Here is a 14,910-nt window from a genome sequence, read left to right on the forward strand (position 1 = left end):
TAAAATTTGTTTTTGGTGGTCAATAATAAATAATAAACTCTGCAATCCTAACATTCTTAGCACAATACTTAAATACGCATTAGGTAAATAATAGTTAAAAAAGTCATGATTATATGATACTCAACTATGGAGAGATATAATGTATATTGCAACAAGTAAAATACATTTAGATATTTCAATATAATCGATTGTTGGATAACAATAAAAATACAAATATTATCTGATTGATAGGTGCTTTTTTGAAGAAAATATATATTGCCGCTTTACTCGGATTGTTCATAACGGTTCCTGCAAAGGCGTATCTTGCTTGCCCTTATATCGTTCCTGTTCCTTTGAATAGTTCGCCATCTCCGTTGGTCAATCCAGAGCCAACACCGTTGGTTAGTCAAGCGGATCAAAAGGTTTGTGGTAATGGGTATGCGTGGGGATTTTCGACGAAAACCAATGTTAATGTTTATGCAGCTGAACATATAATCAAAGATCAGATTTTAAAAGCTCGGGAAATGCGGCGTTTTGGTACATTTGATAATAGAGACCCGTTGATTCAAAATTATCGCAATTCTGGATATGATCGTGGTCACATGGCTCCCAGTGGGGATATGGGGGATTATGAGTCTCAAGTCAAAACATTTGTGCCTCAAAACTTAGTCCCACAGACCCGACAATTAAATAGTGGGAAGTGGAATTGGATCGAGGGTCAGGTTCGTCAAATGGCAGTGCAATATGGTGAAGTTTATGCGGTGACAGGTCCATATTTCCAAGGAAGAACAAAAACAATTGGCAAAGATAACCTTTGGGTGCCTTATGCCACGTGGAAAGCAATTTACATTCCATCTACCAAAGAAGCAGGGGTTTATTTCTGTCGAAATACTCAAAAACCCAAATGCTATGTTCAAACGGTTGCTTTTTTCACTGAAAAAACTGGAATTGACCCATTTCCAACATTGGCACCATCCATCAAAGAACAAAAACCAGCATTTCCAAAAATGGGTGAATATCGAAAGAAATCTAATCCATATGCTAAACATCAAAAATATAATTATTAATGCATCCATTCTATCAAATATTGAGCGCATTTTTACTTTTATGTGAAAATGCTATTTTGTATCCTGCTTTCGCGCAATCAGATAAGAACACATATATGACAGACGATAAGTTGAAATTTGTTCAAGATAAAGCTAATGATTTTTTAAAACGTTATAATCAAGAATACCACACCAGTTGGGAGGCTTTAGCTCTTAATCCCAAAATCAGTATACCTCAATGTGCTGGTGCAATGTCGGCTAAATGGGGTAACAGATTTATGAATGGAGATAAAATAACCATTGATGTAGAACGCTATGTTATTTTAGTAACTTGTGCTAAGGATCAAAGCAGCTCTTCTTGGACGGTTGATGTTCCTACAACAAGACCTGATCGCGTCACTGTGCATCAATAATCAATTCGTAATATTGAAATCAAGAGTATCATTTTAGCTTATAAGTAATAAACCCTATGATAATAAAATTCGATAAATTAATTATGGATGGAGTTAAATCGCCACCGACATAAGACACTCTGAGATAACTTAATTTTTAAAAATTAGTTGTTGGTGAAACTTGGATAATAAAGTGGTTTATGTTGTTTCACCTGATCTTATCATGATTATAGGTTTCAGTCTTATGTCTTTTATCGGAATTTTAATTCTTCAATTTTTTGCTTTGATTATTCCTGGGCCAGATTTCTTGTTGGTTTCTAGAACAGGAATTACAGGCAGTAAAGTCGCAGTCTGTCAAGTGGTTGCTGGGATTTGTACAGGTGCTTTAATATGGATGATTTTATCGATCCTTGGGTTACATATTTTATTTCAAACTTACCCTGTTGTTAATCAATTAGTTATGCTGGGTGGGGCTTGTTATCTAATATATTTGGCTTACGGGATTATCAAACAGTCCAATCTGGAAATTGGTAATGTAGCTATTCAAGGACAGCGTTATTATCTAAAAGGGGTCATGTGCAATTTATCTAATCCTAAAGCAATTATTTATTTTGCAAGCGTTTTTTCAGCGTTGCCTTTGGGATCAGATATAACCAATATTATACTGATTATCATTTTACTTTTAGTTGAAAGCTTTTTATGTTTTGTTGGATTGGGTATTTTATTCTCTCATTCTATGATTAAAAGAATATATCAACAATATACCAAAAAAATAGATATCGTTTCAGCGATTATCTTTATATTTTTTGCATTATTATTATTGTTTAAATTTTTAGTTTCAGTCGATTTAGGGTGAAGTGATAGATAAATGTGATTTGTTATTTTAACGATAAAGTGATTAACTAATACTTATTTCATTAAAATAGGATGGCTCTTATGTTACAAATTATTCAGTCTCCTTCTAAATATATTCAAGGACCTAATGCTCTACAAAAAATTGGGTGTTATGGAAAGTTATTAGCAGATCACTATCTAGTTATTGCAGATAAAGTCGTGATGAATATAACCAAAGACATTATCGAAAATAGTTTAAAAACAGAATCAGTTCAGAGCCATTTTGAGCTTTTTAATGGTGAGTGTTCTAAAAACGAAATTCACCGCCTAGGTGATGTATTAAAAGCCAATAATTGTCGAGGCGTGATCGGTGTTGGTGGCGGAAAAGCGCTTGATACGGCTAAGGCTGTTGCTTATTATAATAAAGTACCTGTTTTAATCGTACCAACGATTGCTTCGAATGATGCGCCGACCAGCGCGTTGTCTGTGATATATACCGAAAAAGGCGAATTTGAAGAATATTTAATGTATCCGACTAACCCAGATATGGTTTTCATGGATACAATAATTGTTGCCAAAGCACCCGTTCGTTTATTCGTTGCTGGAATGGGGGATGCATTATCAACCTACTTTGAAGGACGTGCTTGCTCAATGTCACGTGCAAAAACAATGGCTGGTGGGCAATCAACCTTGGCCGCAATGGGATTGGCAAAACTATGTTATGAAACCTTGTTGGAAGAGGGGTATAAAGCAAAGTTGGCTGTTGAAAATGGCGTTTCCACATCTGCTGTAGAGCGTATTATTGAAGCAAATACATATTTAAGTGGTATTGGATTTGAAAGCTCTGGCTTGGCTGCAGCGCATGCGATCCATAATGGATTTACGGTATTAGAAGAATGCCACCATATGTATCATGGTGAAAAAGTTGCTTTTGGCACATTGACCCAACTTGTGCTGGAAAATGCATCGGAAGAAGAGCTGGAAACTGTGTTAGATTTTTGTGATCGTCTTGGGTTACCAATTACTTTGGCTCAAATTGGGGTTAAAGAAGGGGATGGATTTACAGAAAAGAAAATTATGGAAGTTGCTAAAGCCAGTTGTGCGGAAGGGGAAACTATTCATAATATGCCGTTCAATGTCACACCAGAACAAGTTTATGCAGCGATTTTGACCGCTGATGCGCTGGGTAAAGCATGGCGAGCATAAGCTCTTATTTACAGTGTAAAATTCTACGTTTTATTGGTGAACAATATATGATATTAAACTTCTTTTAATACAAAAAGTTGAGGATAAAATGACCTATGATGCGGTTGGGCCATTATGTATCATTTTATTAATTATGGTTGTTTTCCTCAGCTTACCTATTCCTCTGTTTCGAAATATCCAAGTGGTTCAGCAAAGACAAGATAATCGTTTATATACGATTGATGGTTTACGTGGATATTTAGCCTATTTTATTGTCTTTTTGCACGCAACTGTTTGGTATAATTTAATTTCAGTTCATCAATTTAAAGGTTCAGAACATACAAATGTAGAGCTGTTGGGAACAACGGGTTTATGTATATTTTTTATGGTTTCATCATTTTTATTTTGGACAAGATGGTTAAATCATCAAGGGAAAATTCAAGTTATTCCTTTTTATATCAAACGTTTTTTTCGAATTGCACCCATTTATTACTTATGTATCTTATGTCTGTTTATTGCGGTAATGAGCAAAACCCACTGGCACTTAGATGTTTCTATTTGGAGTTTTATTAAACAGATTCTTTCTTGGCTAAGTTTTGGATTATTTTCTTTTCCACCCATTAACGGATATGGATTAACTTCCTTATTAGTGATGGGGGTAGTGTGGACTATTCCTTATGAATGGATGCTTTATCTGGCTTTGCCTATTATCGGGGTGTTTAGTAAAAATATTTGGTTATCTTTTTGGTTTGCAATAACTCTGTGTGTATTCACTGTTCTAGCCCAATTTTATTGGAAAATTCATTTTATCGCTGATAATGACATGATGCCTTTTGCGTCTTATGCGATTGGGATGTTGATTGCAACATTAAAACAGATGAAGTGGCAGCCACCATTAAATGATATATGTGGCTCATTCATAATGACTGGTTGTATCATATTGCTGTTAATTTTTTGTCATAAATATCCAGAACCTTTGATGTTATTTTTTGGTGGCGTTTTTTTCTATTGCGTTGTTTCTGGAGGGTCTTTATTTGGCTTGTTTAAACTGCCTGCATCACAACGAATGGGGAGAGTCAGTTACAGTATTTATCTATGCCAAGGTTTAATTTTATATTTTTTTAGTGATACATTAATCTTTGTAAAACAGTTTATGTTGCGTTCCATTTGGCATTATTGGGTGGCTTTTTTAGGAGAATGTATCATTCTTTTAATAATTGCTTGTTGTTTATATATAATCGTTGAAAAACCTTGTATGGATCTAGGCAGAGAGATAGCTGATAAATATATAAAAAACAAAAGAAATAAGTGTATCACAACTAAATGACTTATTTTTCGATTTGGCCATTTTTTATAATTATGGCGCTGCTTTTATTGGTCTTGTCTTTGCCGATATTTAGAGTGATTAAACCAAACACACAAAACACACATCGTGTTCAAACGATTGATGGATTAAGAGGTTTTTTAGCCTATGGTGTTGTGTTTTCTCATGGTCAAAACTTCCATACATTATTAGCAACAGGACAATGGGCAGGCAGCCCTAATCCTTTTTACAATATGTTTGGAACCGTAGCAGTTCGTTTGTTTTTTATGGTAACGGCGTATCTATTTTGGTCAAGATTATTAGCATCTCATGGGAAAATGAATTGGCAATCTTTTTATATCAAGCGTTTGTTTCGTATAGCCCCAGTCTATTGGTGTGCTTGTCTGGGTGTTTTTACCATTGTGATGATAGAAACGCATTGGACATTGCGAGTGCCTTGGACAGAGTTTGCTAAACAAATTGGCTCTTGGCTGGCATTGGGTATTTTGCCACTGCCAGATATTAATAATCATATGATGAGTTTTATGATTTTACTTGGGGTTGTATGGACATTACAATACGAGTGGTTATTTTATGGGTTATTGCCTTTAGTGGCATGGTTTGCACAAAATAAAGTACGGGCACTTATTTTCATTATTTGCGCTATTATTTTTATTTTGATTTCAGCTTATTTTCTGCAATCGTATCCTATTATCAGGCAAGTATGGGGCGTGTTATTCATGTTTTTAATGGGGATGCTTTGTGCAACCCTACAGCAATATGCGTTTATCATTCCGTTTAATTCAATGATACAATCATTCTTTGTATCAGCAATGATAATGGCTATTTTTATTTTAGCACCCAACGGCATCTATGTTTCATCTATTTTATTTGCTGTAATTTTCTTTTTTATTATTTCAGGGTGTTCTCTTTTTGGATTACTAACTTCATCTGCTTCTCAACGCATGGGGGAAGTAAGCTATGGGATTTATTTGTTACAAGGAATCGCGTTTTATTGGGTTTATTCTGTCCCATTCGTACGTCATTATGTGTTACAAGGTTCCATGGAATTTTGGGGTATTATGACTTTGATTTGCACTCTAATTCTGTTCTTTGCAATAATTGTTCATATAATCCTTGAAAAACCTGGAGTTAAAATAGGGTATCGATTATCTGTTCTATTGAGTGCTAGAAAATAAACATTATTATAATTATGATTCACTAATTTTTTTGTTTTTAGAAAAATCTTGACAGTTTTTGATTAAATTTTTCATACTATTAAGAAACTTTATTCCTTTAACTTTGTCGGTTCTAAGAATGTGGGGTTTATTATCGGTATCGCTTAAAATAAACTCTGTATAGCCAGCCTCATCAACGCGGCTGTTTTCTGGCCAAGTAAGAAGTGAAAATTGGTATTTTCTGGTAGATTCCATTGTTACGGTAATTGAGCATATATGATCTGAATTAACACTATATATTCTTTTACCATCAATGGTTGCTTTTCTAGGCATAGATTGTTGCAAATTATTCACTGCACTGGGATATAAAGCGGTATTTTGAACATTTTGCCCATGAGTTTGATAAGTGACGAAAAAGCTAGTTACAAACGAACAAGATAAAAATAGTGTTTTCATTTTGTGAACCTTTTAGATTAACACAAGGCGCGTGAGTATATTTGATCTAATCTTTTATTTTCAAAGGGATTAGTTTCAAAGTTGGCATTTGAGAGAAGCTGCAATTTTTGGGATGATACTCTGCACATGATGTTGTTTCGCTGGGTTGTCCTAGCTCTTGTGTTTCCTGATTAATGTCAAAAGATATTTTGCATCTTTTATAGGTGATGATAAGCTTTTTGTTTTTCAATTCAAAGGGATCAATATATCCTGCAATTTCTGCATTGCATTCTGGTGATTTTATAGAAACTAATCCATAAGCTGGGTAATAGGGCATATATAAAACCGTTGCATAATTATTGGGTACTTTATGCTCGTATGCGATCATATTTAAAGAATATTGTTGTGGTTCACTATTGGATTGAGCTTGGCTCATAACAGGAAAAAACATCACAGTACTAATTATATAAGGAGTAAAAATAGAAAGTAATTTCATCGGATCATACTCTGGCTTATTGTGGATAAATACGAGTTAGCAAAGATATAGATGAAAAAGTACAAAAGTCGCCATGCCATGCCGTACAAGCAGCAGTTTCTTTAATAATTTTTAACTCGTTATTATTAGTTTTTTTTAAATTAATTTTACAAAGTGGATCCTCGGTAGAGGTGAACTCAATTTCAGACTTGTTTTTGGGGTTGATGCTTGTGCTACCATATGAATTCGCCTGACAAGTCGGGGAATCATAAGTAATTAATGCTTTTCCAGGTTGATCTGTATATAACGCAATAACATAATTATTTTTATCTTTGTGAGCGTTGTAAATACTGATTTGAGAATCTGTAACGATTGATGGCTTATCATTCTTAATGATCGTTTTTGACGTATTATGTGTCTGCTTAGAAGAGGCTGTCTTATGATGCTGTGTGTTTGCAAAACTGGATGGAATACTGCTTATCATCAATAAGAATAATATTCCCAAAGAACTGTTTCTAATCAACCGTCATCTCCAATATATTTGCCCAGTAAATAAGAAAGAAATCCCTTGATATAAAGGGATTTGCTCACTTATTTTAAAATATTTTATTCATTATTCATCATTTTAGTTGAAATACAAGGAAATTTTAAACCTATAATGATGTGTATTATATGTTGGATATATTTCGAAATTAATATAATTTGGAGAATATTGTTTGAATTTGACTGGGTGTAGTAATGTGGTTTGCAAGTAGAATTTGTAATAGTAGACGTGATTTTTGAGGGTTTAAATCTTCTGAAACAACAAAATGATTTTGGTCATCATTAATCTCCACATTACGATTCACAAAACCACTTCCCACTCTTGTGGACCGGACGATAACAACCCCTTTATTTGCAGCATTTTGTAACGCTTTTAATGCAGCGGCTGATGTATTTCCATCCCCAACGCCTGCTAGAATAATACCTTTTGTACCTCTTTTTACAGCATCTTCGATTAAGTCCCCATCCATCTGAACGTGCGAATAAATAATGTCTACTCTGGGAAAAGGTGCTTGACTAGGCGGGGATAAATTCTCAGTTTCTTGAGAGAGTGACGGTTGATAAAAGCGAACATGTTCATTATTTACAATGCCAATTGAACCCGCATTTGGAGCTTGAAATGCTTCTAAATTGGTCGTGTTCATTTTTTGTGCAGAGCGAGCAGAAAAAATCGTATCATTCATCACAATCATGACAGGACGATTCTTGGCAAGTGGGCTGGTTGCAGCTTTGACGGCATCAATGAGATTGGCATTTCCATCTGAACTGGCATACCCTGCAGGGCGCATGGCACCGACAAGGATTATAGGTTTATGATGAGGTAATACTTCGTTAAGGAAAAAAGCAGTTTCTTCCATTGTATCTGTACCATGTGTAATTACTATGCCAGCAAGTTTTGGATTTGTTTCTGCTTTTTGAATATGATGTACTAAATCCAATAATATTGCATCGGACATATCTTGCGACCCAATTTGAGAAACGGCTTCAACTTGTATATTGGCAAGGTCTTTAAGTGCTGGAACAGAAGCAATCAATGCTTCGCCAGAGGTTTGACCAGCATGATATCCAAGACTTTTATGATCTTGGGCTTGTCCTGCAATAGTTCCACCTGTGGTTAAGATTAAGACTGTTGCTTTTTCATGTATAGGTTGCTGCATGATTGTTGTCCCTGATTCAGAATGGGTGTTTTGGGCAAGTAAAGATTGAGAGGAACAGATTAAGCTTAAGCATGTAAAACTGAAAATAAATTGGTATGTAGTTTTTTTTATACTATGATACATGGTATGAAACGATCATTTCTATTGATGAAATATATTGAACGAATGAATTTTAATCATTATCTTAAATCTATTTGTAATCTGTTTTGGTTGTGATTTAAATAGAATAGATTAAGATGCTGATTATCTTAAAAGAGAATATAGATTTAAAATAAAGGTTTTGGTGATTTTATGGTATTTCAGTGGTTTAAAAAGAAAGGTCAAAAAGGCTCGACACAAAATCATTCTCAAAGATTGCTGGTTTTACCTATGCTTCAAACAGGGCAGCAGATTGATTTTATTTATAAAGTTGAGAATCAGGCTGTTCAATATATATTTGATCTCAGTCTGGTTTTGCAACCCAATGAAGTTATTGAAGAAGTTAATTACGAAAATAAAGAAGATTCTTTTCAATTAAAAGATTTTATTTATCAACAAAATGAATTCACAGTTACGGCTGACGGTGGCTGGAATAACTCGAAATTCGCGATTTTACTCAAGGTTACTACAAATACAAAACAAATTTATCATTTTACAATATTAGTAACGATTATAAGTATTTATAAAAATAAGAATGACCTTGGAAATGGGCAAAGAGTTTGTCGTTTATGGGGGTTAGATCATAATCCAGATTTAAATTATGCTCAAGAAAATCAAGAACCCTGGATTGAGGGGGATATGATTTTGAATATTCATAATCGTTATTTATGGGAATACAAAAAAACAGATAAACAAGAAGTATGGCTACCGTTATTTATTTTGAACGGCGCCACAGATTCTGTTGTTTCTTCTTACAGTGATGCAAAAAATCCTGGTGAACGATTGGCTTTGAATCATATTCATTCCGATCAAGGAAAGGTAAAATCAGATTCCAAAGGGAATTTATCAGTTCAAGGGGATATGACGACGGGTTCAATCTATACCAAAGCAATCATTGCTGGACACCCTTTGGGAGAAGGAATGTTATTTACGTCCCAGGGAATGATCGCAGGACATAGTTTATATATTGGCTCCCCTGAGGCAAAACCAAAAAATATCTATATTGGAATGCCTGGTGTTGTTTCTACCAAAATGGTCTCAACTGATTATTTACAGTTAACCCCTTTATCGGTCAAAGAGTTGCCTTCTCAGGTTACCAAAGGAACGCTAATTTTATGTTATGATTATAAGGGGCATTCAGATTTGGTTTTATTATATGCCAAAAAAGATACTCCGCAAACTCTCAGTGATTGGAAAGTTTTATTCGCGTCTACTGGGATAGAGCAAAAACCAACACCACCAACCGCATCCTATACGCCACGTATTGCCCCTACATCTAAGCCACATTTATATCCGGTGTCATTTAATCCAGATATTCCAACGGGAAGATCTAAGTTAAATAATATAATTGATATCAAACCAGTTCCAAATACTGATAATACGAATGAGCAAGAACTGGTGAAGACGCAAACTAATTCCTGTTCTGGGATTGGTAATTATACTAGATTTCAATTTGAAAAAGTAACTATTCCTAAAACAATCGATAAAAAAATAGTGTGGAAAAAGCTTTGTGTCGAAGATCAAGACCAACAATTAAAGGGGGAGGGACAACAATACTGGTCTGAACAAGAGAGTTGTTGGCAAGTTCCCGTAGAGGGATTATTGCACGTAGAGGGCTCGTTTATATTTATCGAGGAACAATTGAATTCATCAGAACCTATCCCGTATCATACAGGGGATATGCTATTATTAAATGTTGCTTGTAATCAGGAGCAAAAGCACGAGATTTATCCAACGACACAGTTGGAATTCCCCCTAATCCCTTATGTAAATGATGTTACACATAAGATCTGCGCACATCAGCAAATTAGTTTCTCAATGACCTATCCAGTCAAAAAAGGGGATAAGATCAGTATCATATTAGGATATTTGAACCAACATTCAGCTTACAGTGTTGCAAAAGATTTATGTGTTAAAAAATCAATTATAACATTATATATGTCATAGGCTGATCGGCTTAGCTGATCCTTGTTTTCTCATTATTAGAGTAAGCTAAAAATGGAGATGCTAAGACAACATTCATATTTCTATACAGATGCTCTAAGGTGATATCAATCCCGTGTTCTACGTTAATCGCAGTGATAGTCCCATAATAGTAAATTTCATAATTATCCAAAGGTAATTGATCGAGCAATGCTTGCGCACATTGAGGGGTAATGGAATAACAAGGTGTACCAGCAAACATAGTTGTAGAGATAAAATCTGGGGTTATAGATTGTGACAAATATTCTTCTTTATTGATTTTATCGCCATATGCGCCAATCTGATTGATCCGGTGTAGTTGTGAGGAATCGCCTACTTGTACTAAATATGATATTAAAGAAGAAGGGAGGCCTTTTGCTGTTTGTAATCGAATTGGCCAATCTAAGTTATATCCCCAAGCAATAATATCATATTGTTCTTTATTATCTAACAAAAGCTTGTTTGCCTTTACGAAATCAGGATGAACGATGACATCATCTTCCATAATCGTAATGCCATGTTCACTTTTGGCCGCAATCTTCCAAAGTTCGACATGTGACTTCAAAACACCTAAGCCTCTTGGTTTATAAAGGTTTCTATCTGTGATCAATCCATCTAAAATAAGCTGCCTACGAGCTAGACGATTGCCATCATATGCTTTGAATATATTTAAATGCTCTAAAAGAAAGGGATTATTTATTTTGAATTGTTCAAGACGCTCTGTGTGGCGTTGCAGATTGATAAGATAAACAGGCAGCATATATTCCTCATAAGATCTTGTTGATTAATACAATGTTTTAATAAACAATTTGATTTCTAACGGATATATCTTGAAAAGTAAAAATACTTTTCAAGATATATGAGTTATTTTATTCAGCGTTTTTCAATTCACCTGCTGACCACACACGATACGATAAATGAATATCTTTTGGAGTGTAAATGACGAGCGGAAGTTTGCTGTTATATCTTAAGAATTTTAAATTTGTATGAATGGCAATTTGCTTAAGTTCTGTTGTTTGTGGAAAACAAGCCATTCGTGTCGAAGCAGGTTGGCCGATTTGACTTAGTACATAATATTCGTATCCCCACCCTGTCAAAGGTTTCGTTTCGATTGTTCCATTGATCATGATGTGATTACAATCTGCTTTTAATGTTTTTTCAGGAATTAATTCGACACGATATAAATCTTCATCTTGCAAGTGAGGTAATTGTATAACAATTTGTTTAAATCCCTTTTCGGGCTTTGGCCAAATAGACATAGGATCCTTTGTATCTGTAGTATACCCTGTTGTTACGTTCAGAAAAAACGAAAAAAAACCAATGAGAGATAAACATATTTTACAAAGTGAAAAATTCTTTGAGAAAGGCATTTTATTTCCTTGAAAATCGAAAGGTAAAGCAATATTTTAGCATAAGCATAATAAGATTTGGATTTATTCTCTTAAATCTTATGATAGTGTGACCACAAATTATAAATAACACATATTATCACTATGGATAATTTTTCCCTAGTTTAAATAATGGTTTTGGTTTGGATAAGCTATGAAACTTTATATTTATGAACATTGTCCTTTTTGTGTTATGGCAAAAATGATTTTTGTTTTAAAGAACTATCCCGTAGAAACTGTTTATTTATTATATGATGATGTTCAAACGCCAATGCATATGGTTGGTCGTAAGGCGCTGCCTGTCTTAGAGTATAAACCGAATCGTTTTATGTCTGAAAGCATTGATATCATTCATTACATTGATCAGAGTATCGGTGAGCCACAGGTAACATTGCCTATTGTTGATGAAATCGCACAATGGGTTAAAGAGGTAGAGCGATTTATTTATCGTTTAGCTTATCCTCGTTGGATTAGAGCTCCTTTTCCAGAGTTTAGCTCTGATGAAGCTAAGAAATATTTTTATAAGAGTAAAGATCCATCTGGTAGAGGGTTTATGTCTGATTTAGCGGATCCTGCATTATTGCAAAGGGCGCAAAAGGCAATTGATAAATTAGAAAATATTCTGGTTGATTATCCTTTGATTGATCGCACAAAGCCTATTTCGATTAGTAGTTTATCTTTGTTTTCGCAGCTACACTCCTTATCTATCATCAAAGGATTAAATTATGGTAATATTGTTGATAGATGGCGAAAAAATACTGCAGAAAATTTCTTTATTTCATTAAATGATGAGTTCGCTAACTAAAAAAGAGAGAGACAGTTTATTGTCTGTCTCTAAGTCGGATCTAAATAAAATCTTCTGTTTGAGGAAACATTGCGCGGATGCTGCTTAGCTGGTGCAATTTTTTGGCAACATTTAACGCTGTGGAAGAGCGAGAAGGGGTCGAGGATATAGGAATAGTATCCGCAGCGCCTAATTCATCAAAATTATTGTCGATTTTATGGATCAAAGCAGTACGATCTTTTGGGTCTAAATCTACAACAAAAGAAGAAATTAGTTGTTCAACCAACAATAACGCGGCACTCAGCTGCTGATTTTCAATTTTAAGATTTTTCACATCCTCTTGAAGTTGTAGCAATTCTTCTTTGGAAATTAATTGTTCAGTCATAATAAATATCCAATCCATAATATAATGAGAAATATAATTTTTACATCTTTATGCGAAAGTTTGTTTGTTAAAATTTATACAACTATTAAAAATTACTCAATGGAAATAACGCGGCGTTGAACGACTTGCCCAATTATAACCAAAACAGGACTTTTAAGATTGGCTGTCTCAACCAATTGGGATAAATTCTCTAATGTTCCAGCGATTACTTTTTGATTAGGTAAAGTTCCTTTTTCGATCGCAGCCGCTGGCCATGTTGATGGTAGACCTTTATGAATTAATTTTTGGCATAGCTGGTGTAGCGTGCTAAGTCCCATATAAATAACCAAGGTTTGTTGTTGGTTTATCATACTTTCCCACGGTAAATCTAGTTGCCCTTCATGTTGCGTATGACCTGTTAGAATCAGACAAGATTGAGCACAATCACGATGGGTCAGGGGAATACCGCTATATGCTGCACATCCATTAGCCGCAGAAATGCCGGGAATAATTTTGAATGGAATCTCAGCTTTTACCAAGGCTTCCGCTTCTTCGCCGCCACGACCAAAAATGAAGGGATCTCCTCCTTTTAAACGTAGAACACGTTTCCCATTTTGTGCATGTTTGATTAAAAGTTGATTAATATCTTGTTGTGGAAGTGTATGTTTCTTTTTTTGTTTGCCAACGTAAATTAATAAGGCATCACGGCGAATTCGTTTTAAAACGTCCTCTGACAATAGATGATCGTATAAAATTACATCTGCATTTTGTAAGCAATGCATTGCTTTTAAAGTTAATAAATCAGGATCACCCGGACCAGCACCAACCAACCATATTTCACCTTTGATAGGCGTGTTCTGATCAACAAGTTGTTCTAAATAAGTAAGAGCTTGGTCTTCTTGGTTTTGTTCTATGAATGAAGTGCCTCGACTATCTAGAAATCGTTCCCATAACCGTTGACGCTCTTCTGTGATAGGTAAGCGTTTTTTTATCCAATGTCGATGTTTTCCCATAAAGCGAGCCATATGTCCGGTTGCTTGACTGATAATAGGCTCTATTGCTTCCCGAATACGTCTGCTCAGGACAGGGGCAGTTCCTCCAGTAGAAATAGCAATTTGCACGGGGTTTCTATCGATTATGGCGGGTGTAATAAAGCTGGATTGTTGGGGATTATCAACTGCACAGATAGGAATGTTACATTCTTGAGCCCATTGAGAAATTTGCGTATTGTAATCTTGATCGTCTGTGGCTGCAAAGATCAGGCGAACACCATAAATATGGGTTTGAAATTGTTCTTTATTTTCGATTTGTCCGTGGAATTGAACTCGATTTTGCTGAACAAGTTGTTGTATTTCTTGACACAGATTTTGGGCAAAAATTTCTATCTGAGCATTTTTATCCAATAATAGTCGGATCTTTCTTGCTGCAATTTGTCCTCCACCAACAATAACAAGGCGCGAACCATCGACACGTAATGTAATAGGGAAATAAGAAAAAGGGGTAGAAACATCCATAATGTGATTATTTTACCTGATAAAATTGTAAAAATATAAATGCAATCCATAAAATCGTTCATATCTTAATTTTTATAGGTAGTAAAAGGAAAGTTGTTTTTTTATACTTGGAAAGTATAAATTTATAATCCTTAAACATGGTATCAAAAAGTAAAATATAAAACGGTAAGAGAATGATGTGTGAGTTATCCATAGTAAAACTGTTATTTATTTATAACGCTCTGCAAGTTTCT

16 protein-coding genes are annotated in these 14,910 nt (G+C 34.8%); 8 read left to right on the forward strand and 8 right to left on the reverse strand.

The window, feature by feature from the left end; all coding sequences use genetic code 11:
• The first annotated feature begins 239 nt into the window (after window positions 1-239).
• The 6 genes from PQG52_RS02130 to PQG52_RS02155 all read left to right on the forward strand — a co-directional run bounded on the left by PQG52_RS02130 (window position 240) and on the right by PQG52_RS02155 (window position 5,938).
• Window positions 240-1,046, forward strand: a complete 807-nt coding sequence (locus tag PQG52_RS02130; protein WP_271827681.1) for a DNA/RNA non-specific endonuclease — start codon at window positions 240-242, stop codon at window positions 1,044-1,046.
• Between the two features lie 95 nt (window positions 1,047-1,141).
• Complete coding sequence (locus PQG52_RS02135) at window positions 1,142-1,438, forward strand: hypothetical protein (RefSeq protein WP_271827683.1); 297 nt, start codon at window positions 1,142-1,144, stop codon at window positions 1,436-1,438.
• 223 nt (window positions 1,439-1,661) lie between these two features.
• Window positions 1,662-2,273, forward strand: a complete 612-nt coding sequence (locus PQG52_RS02140; protein ID WP_271789097.1) for a LysE family transporter — start codon at window positions 1,662-1,664, stop codon at window positions 2,271-2,273.
• A gap of 80 nt (window positions 2,274-2,353) precedes the next feature.
• Window positions 2,354-3,457 (forward strand): glycerol dehydrogenase, encoded by a 1,104-nt coding sequence (locus PQG52_RS02145; protein ID WP_271827684.1) that lies wholly within the window; start codon window positions 2,354-2,356, stop codon window positions 3,455-3,457.
• Window positions 3,458-3,545: 88 nt separating this feature from the next.
• On the forward strand, window positions 3,546-4,763 hold the full coding sequence (locus tag PQG52_RS02150) for an acyltransferase family protein (protein ID WP_271827685.1): 1,218 nt from the start codon (window positions 3,546-3,548) through the stop codon (window positions 4,761-4,763).
• Entirely contained in the window at window positions 4,760-5,938 is a 1,179-nt protein-coding gene (locus PQG52_RS02155; RefSeq protein ID WP_271827687.1) for an acyltransferase family protein, read from the forward strand. Before PQG52_RS02150 ends, PQG52_RS02155 begins: the two co-directional genes overlap by 4 nt.
• Before the next feature lie 12 nt (window positions 5,939-5,950).
• Here the strand turns inward: PQG52_RS02155 and PQG52_RS02160 are convergent, their stop codons facing one another.
• The 4 genes from PQG52_RS02160 to PQG52_RS02175 all read right to left on the reverse strand — a co-directional run bounded on the left by PQG52_RS02160 (window position 5,951) and on the right by PQG52_RS02175 (window position 8,527).
• Window positions 5,951-6,373, reverse strand: a complete 423-nt coding sequence (locus PQG52_RS02160; protein WP_271827689.1) for a hypothetical protein — start codon at window positions 6,371-6,373, stop codon at window positions 5,951-5,953.
• A 46-nt stretch (window positions 6,374-6,419) separates the two neighbouring features.
• Entirely contained in the window at window positions 6,420-6,848 is a 429-nt protein-coding gene (locus PQG52_RS02165) for a hypothetical protein (RefSeq protein WP_271827691.1), read from the reverse strand.
• A 16-nt stretch (window positions 6,849-6,864) separates the two neighbouring features.
• A complete protein-coding gene (locus PQG52_RS02170; RefSeq protein ID WP_271827693.1) occupies window positions 6,865-7,350 on the reverse strand; it encodes a hypothetical protein in 486 nt (161 codons plus the stop codon).
• Window positions 7,351-7,519: 169 nt separating this feature from the next.
• Entirely contained in the window at window positions 7,520-8,527 is a 1,008-nt protein-coding gene (locus PQG52_RS02175) for an asparaginase (protein WP_271827695.1), read from the reverse strand.
• Window positions 8,528-8,818: 291 nt separating this feature from the next.
• On the opposite strand from PQG52_RS02175, the gene PQG52_RS02180 reads away from it, so the two are divergent.
• Window positions 8,819-10,612: a hypothetical protein gene (locus PQG52_RS02180; RefSeq protein WP_271827697.1), complete on the forward strand. Its 1,794-nt coding sequence runs from the start codon at window positions 8,819-8,821 to the stop codon at window positions 10,610-10,612.
• 10 nt (window positions 10,613-10,622) lie between these two features.
• Here the strand turns inward: PQG52_RS02180 and PQG52_RS02185 are convergent, their stop codons facing one another.
• A complete protein-coding gene (locus PQG52_RS02185; RefSeq protein ID WP_271789088.1) occupies window positions 10,623-11,387 on the reverse strand; it encodes a glycosyltransferase family 25 protein in 765 nt (254 codons plus the stop codon).
• A 109-nt stretch (window positions 11,388-11,496) separates the two neighbouring features.
• The gene (eco, locus tag PQG52_RS02190; RefSeq protein WP_271827698.1) at window positions 11,497-11,997 is read right to left on the reverse strand and encodes a serine protease inhibitor ecotin; all 501 of its coding nucleotides are present in this window, start codon (window positions 11,995-11,997) and stop codon (window positions 11,497-11,499) included.
• Window positions 11,998-12,169: 172 nt separating this feature from the next.
• Between eco and grxB the strand changes: the two genes are divergently transcribed.
• Entirely contained in the window at window positions 12,170-12,820 is a 651-nt protein-coding gene (gene grxB, locus PQG52_RS02195; RefSeq protein WP_271789086.1) for a glutaredoxin 2, read from the forward strand.
• Window positions 12,821-12,860: 40 nt separating this feature from the next.
• Here the strand turns inward: grxB and PQG52_RS02200 are convergent, their stop codons facing one another.
• Both PQG52_RS02200 and cysG read right to left on the reverse strand, forming a co-directional pair.
• Entirely contained in the window at window positions 12,861-13,184 is a 324-nt protein-coding gene (locus PQG52_RS02200) for a hypothetical protein (protein WP_271789085.1), read from the reverse strand.
• Window positions 13,185-13,276: 92 nt separating this feature from the next.
• Window positions 13,277-14,677, reverse strand: coding sequence for a siroheme synthase CysG (gene cysG / locus PQG52_RS02205; protein ID WP_271827699.1), 1,401 nt, complete (start codon window positions 14,675-14,677; stop codon window positions 13,277-13,279).
• Between the last annotated feature and the right edge of the window lie 233 nt (window positions 14,678-14,910).

The sequence above is a fragment of the Commensalibacter communis genome, from assembly GCF_947179105.1.
Taxonomy (GTDB): domain Bacteria; phylum Pseudomonadota; class Alphaproteobacteria; order Acetobacterales; family Acetobacteraceae; genus Commensalibacter; species Commensalibacter communis.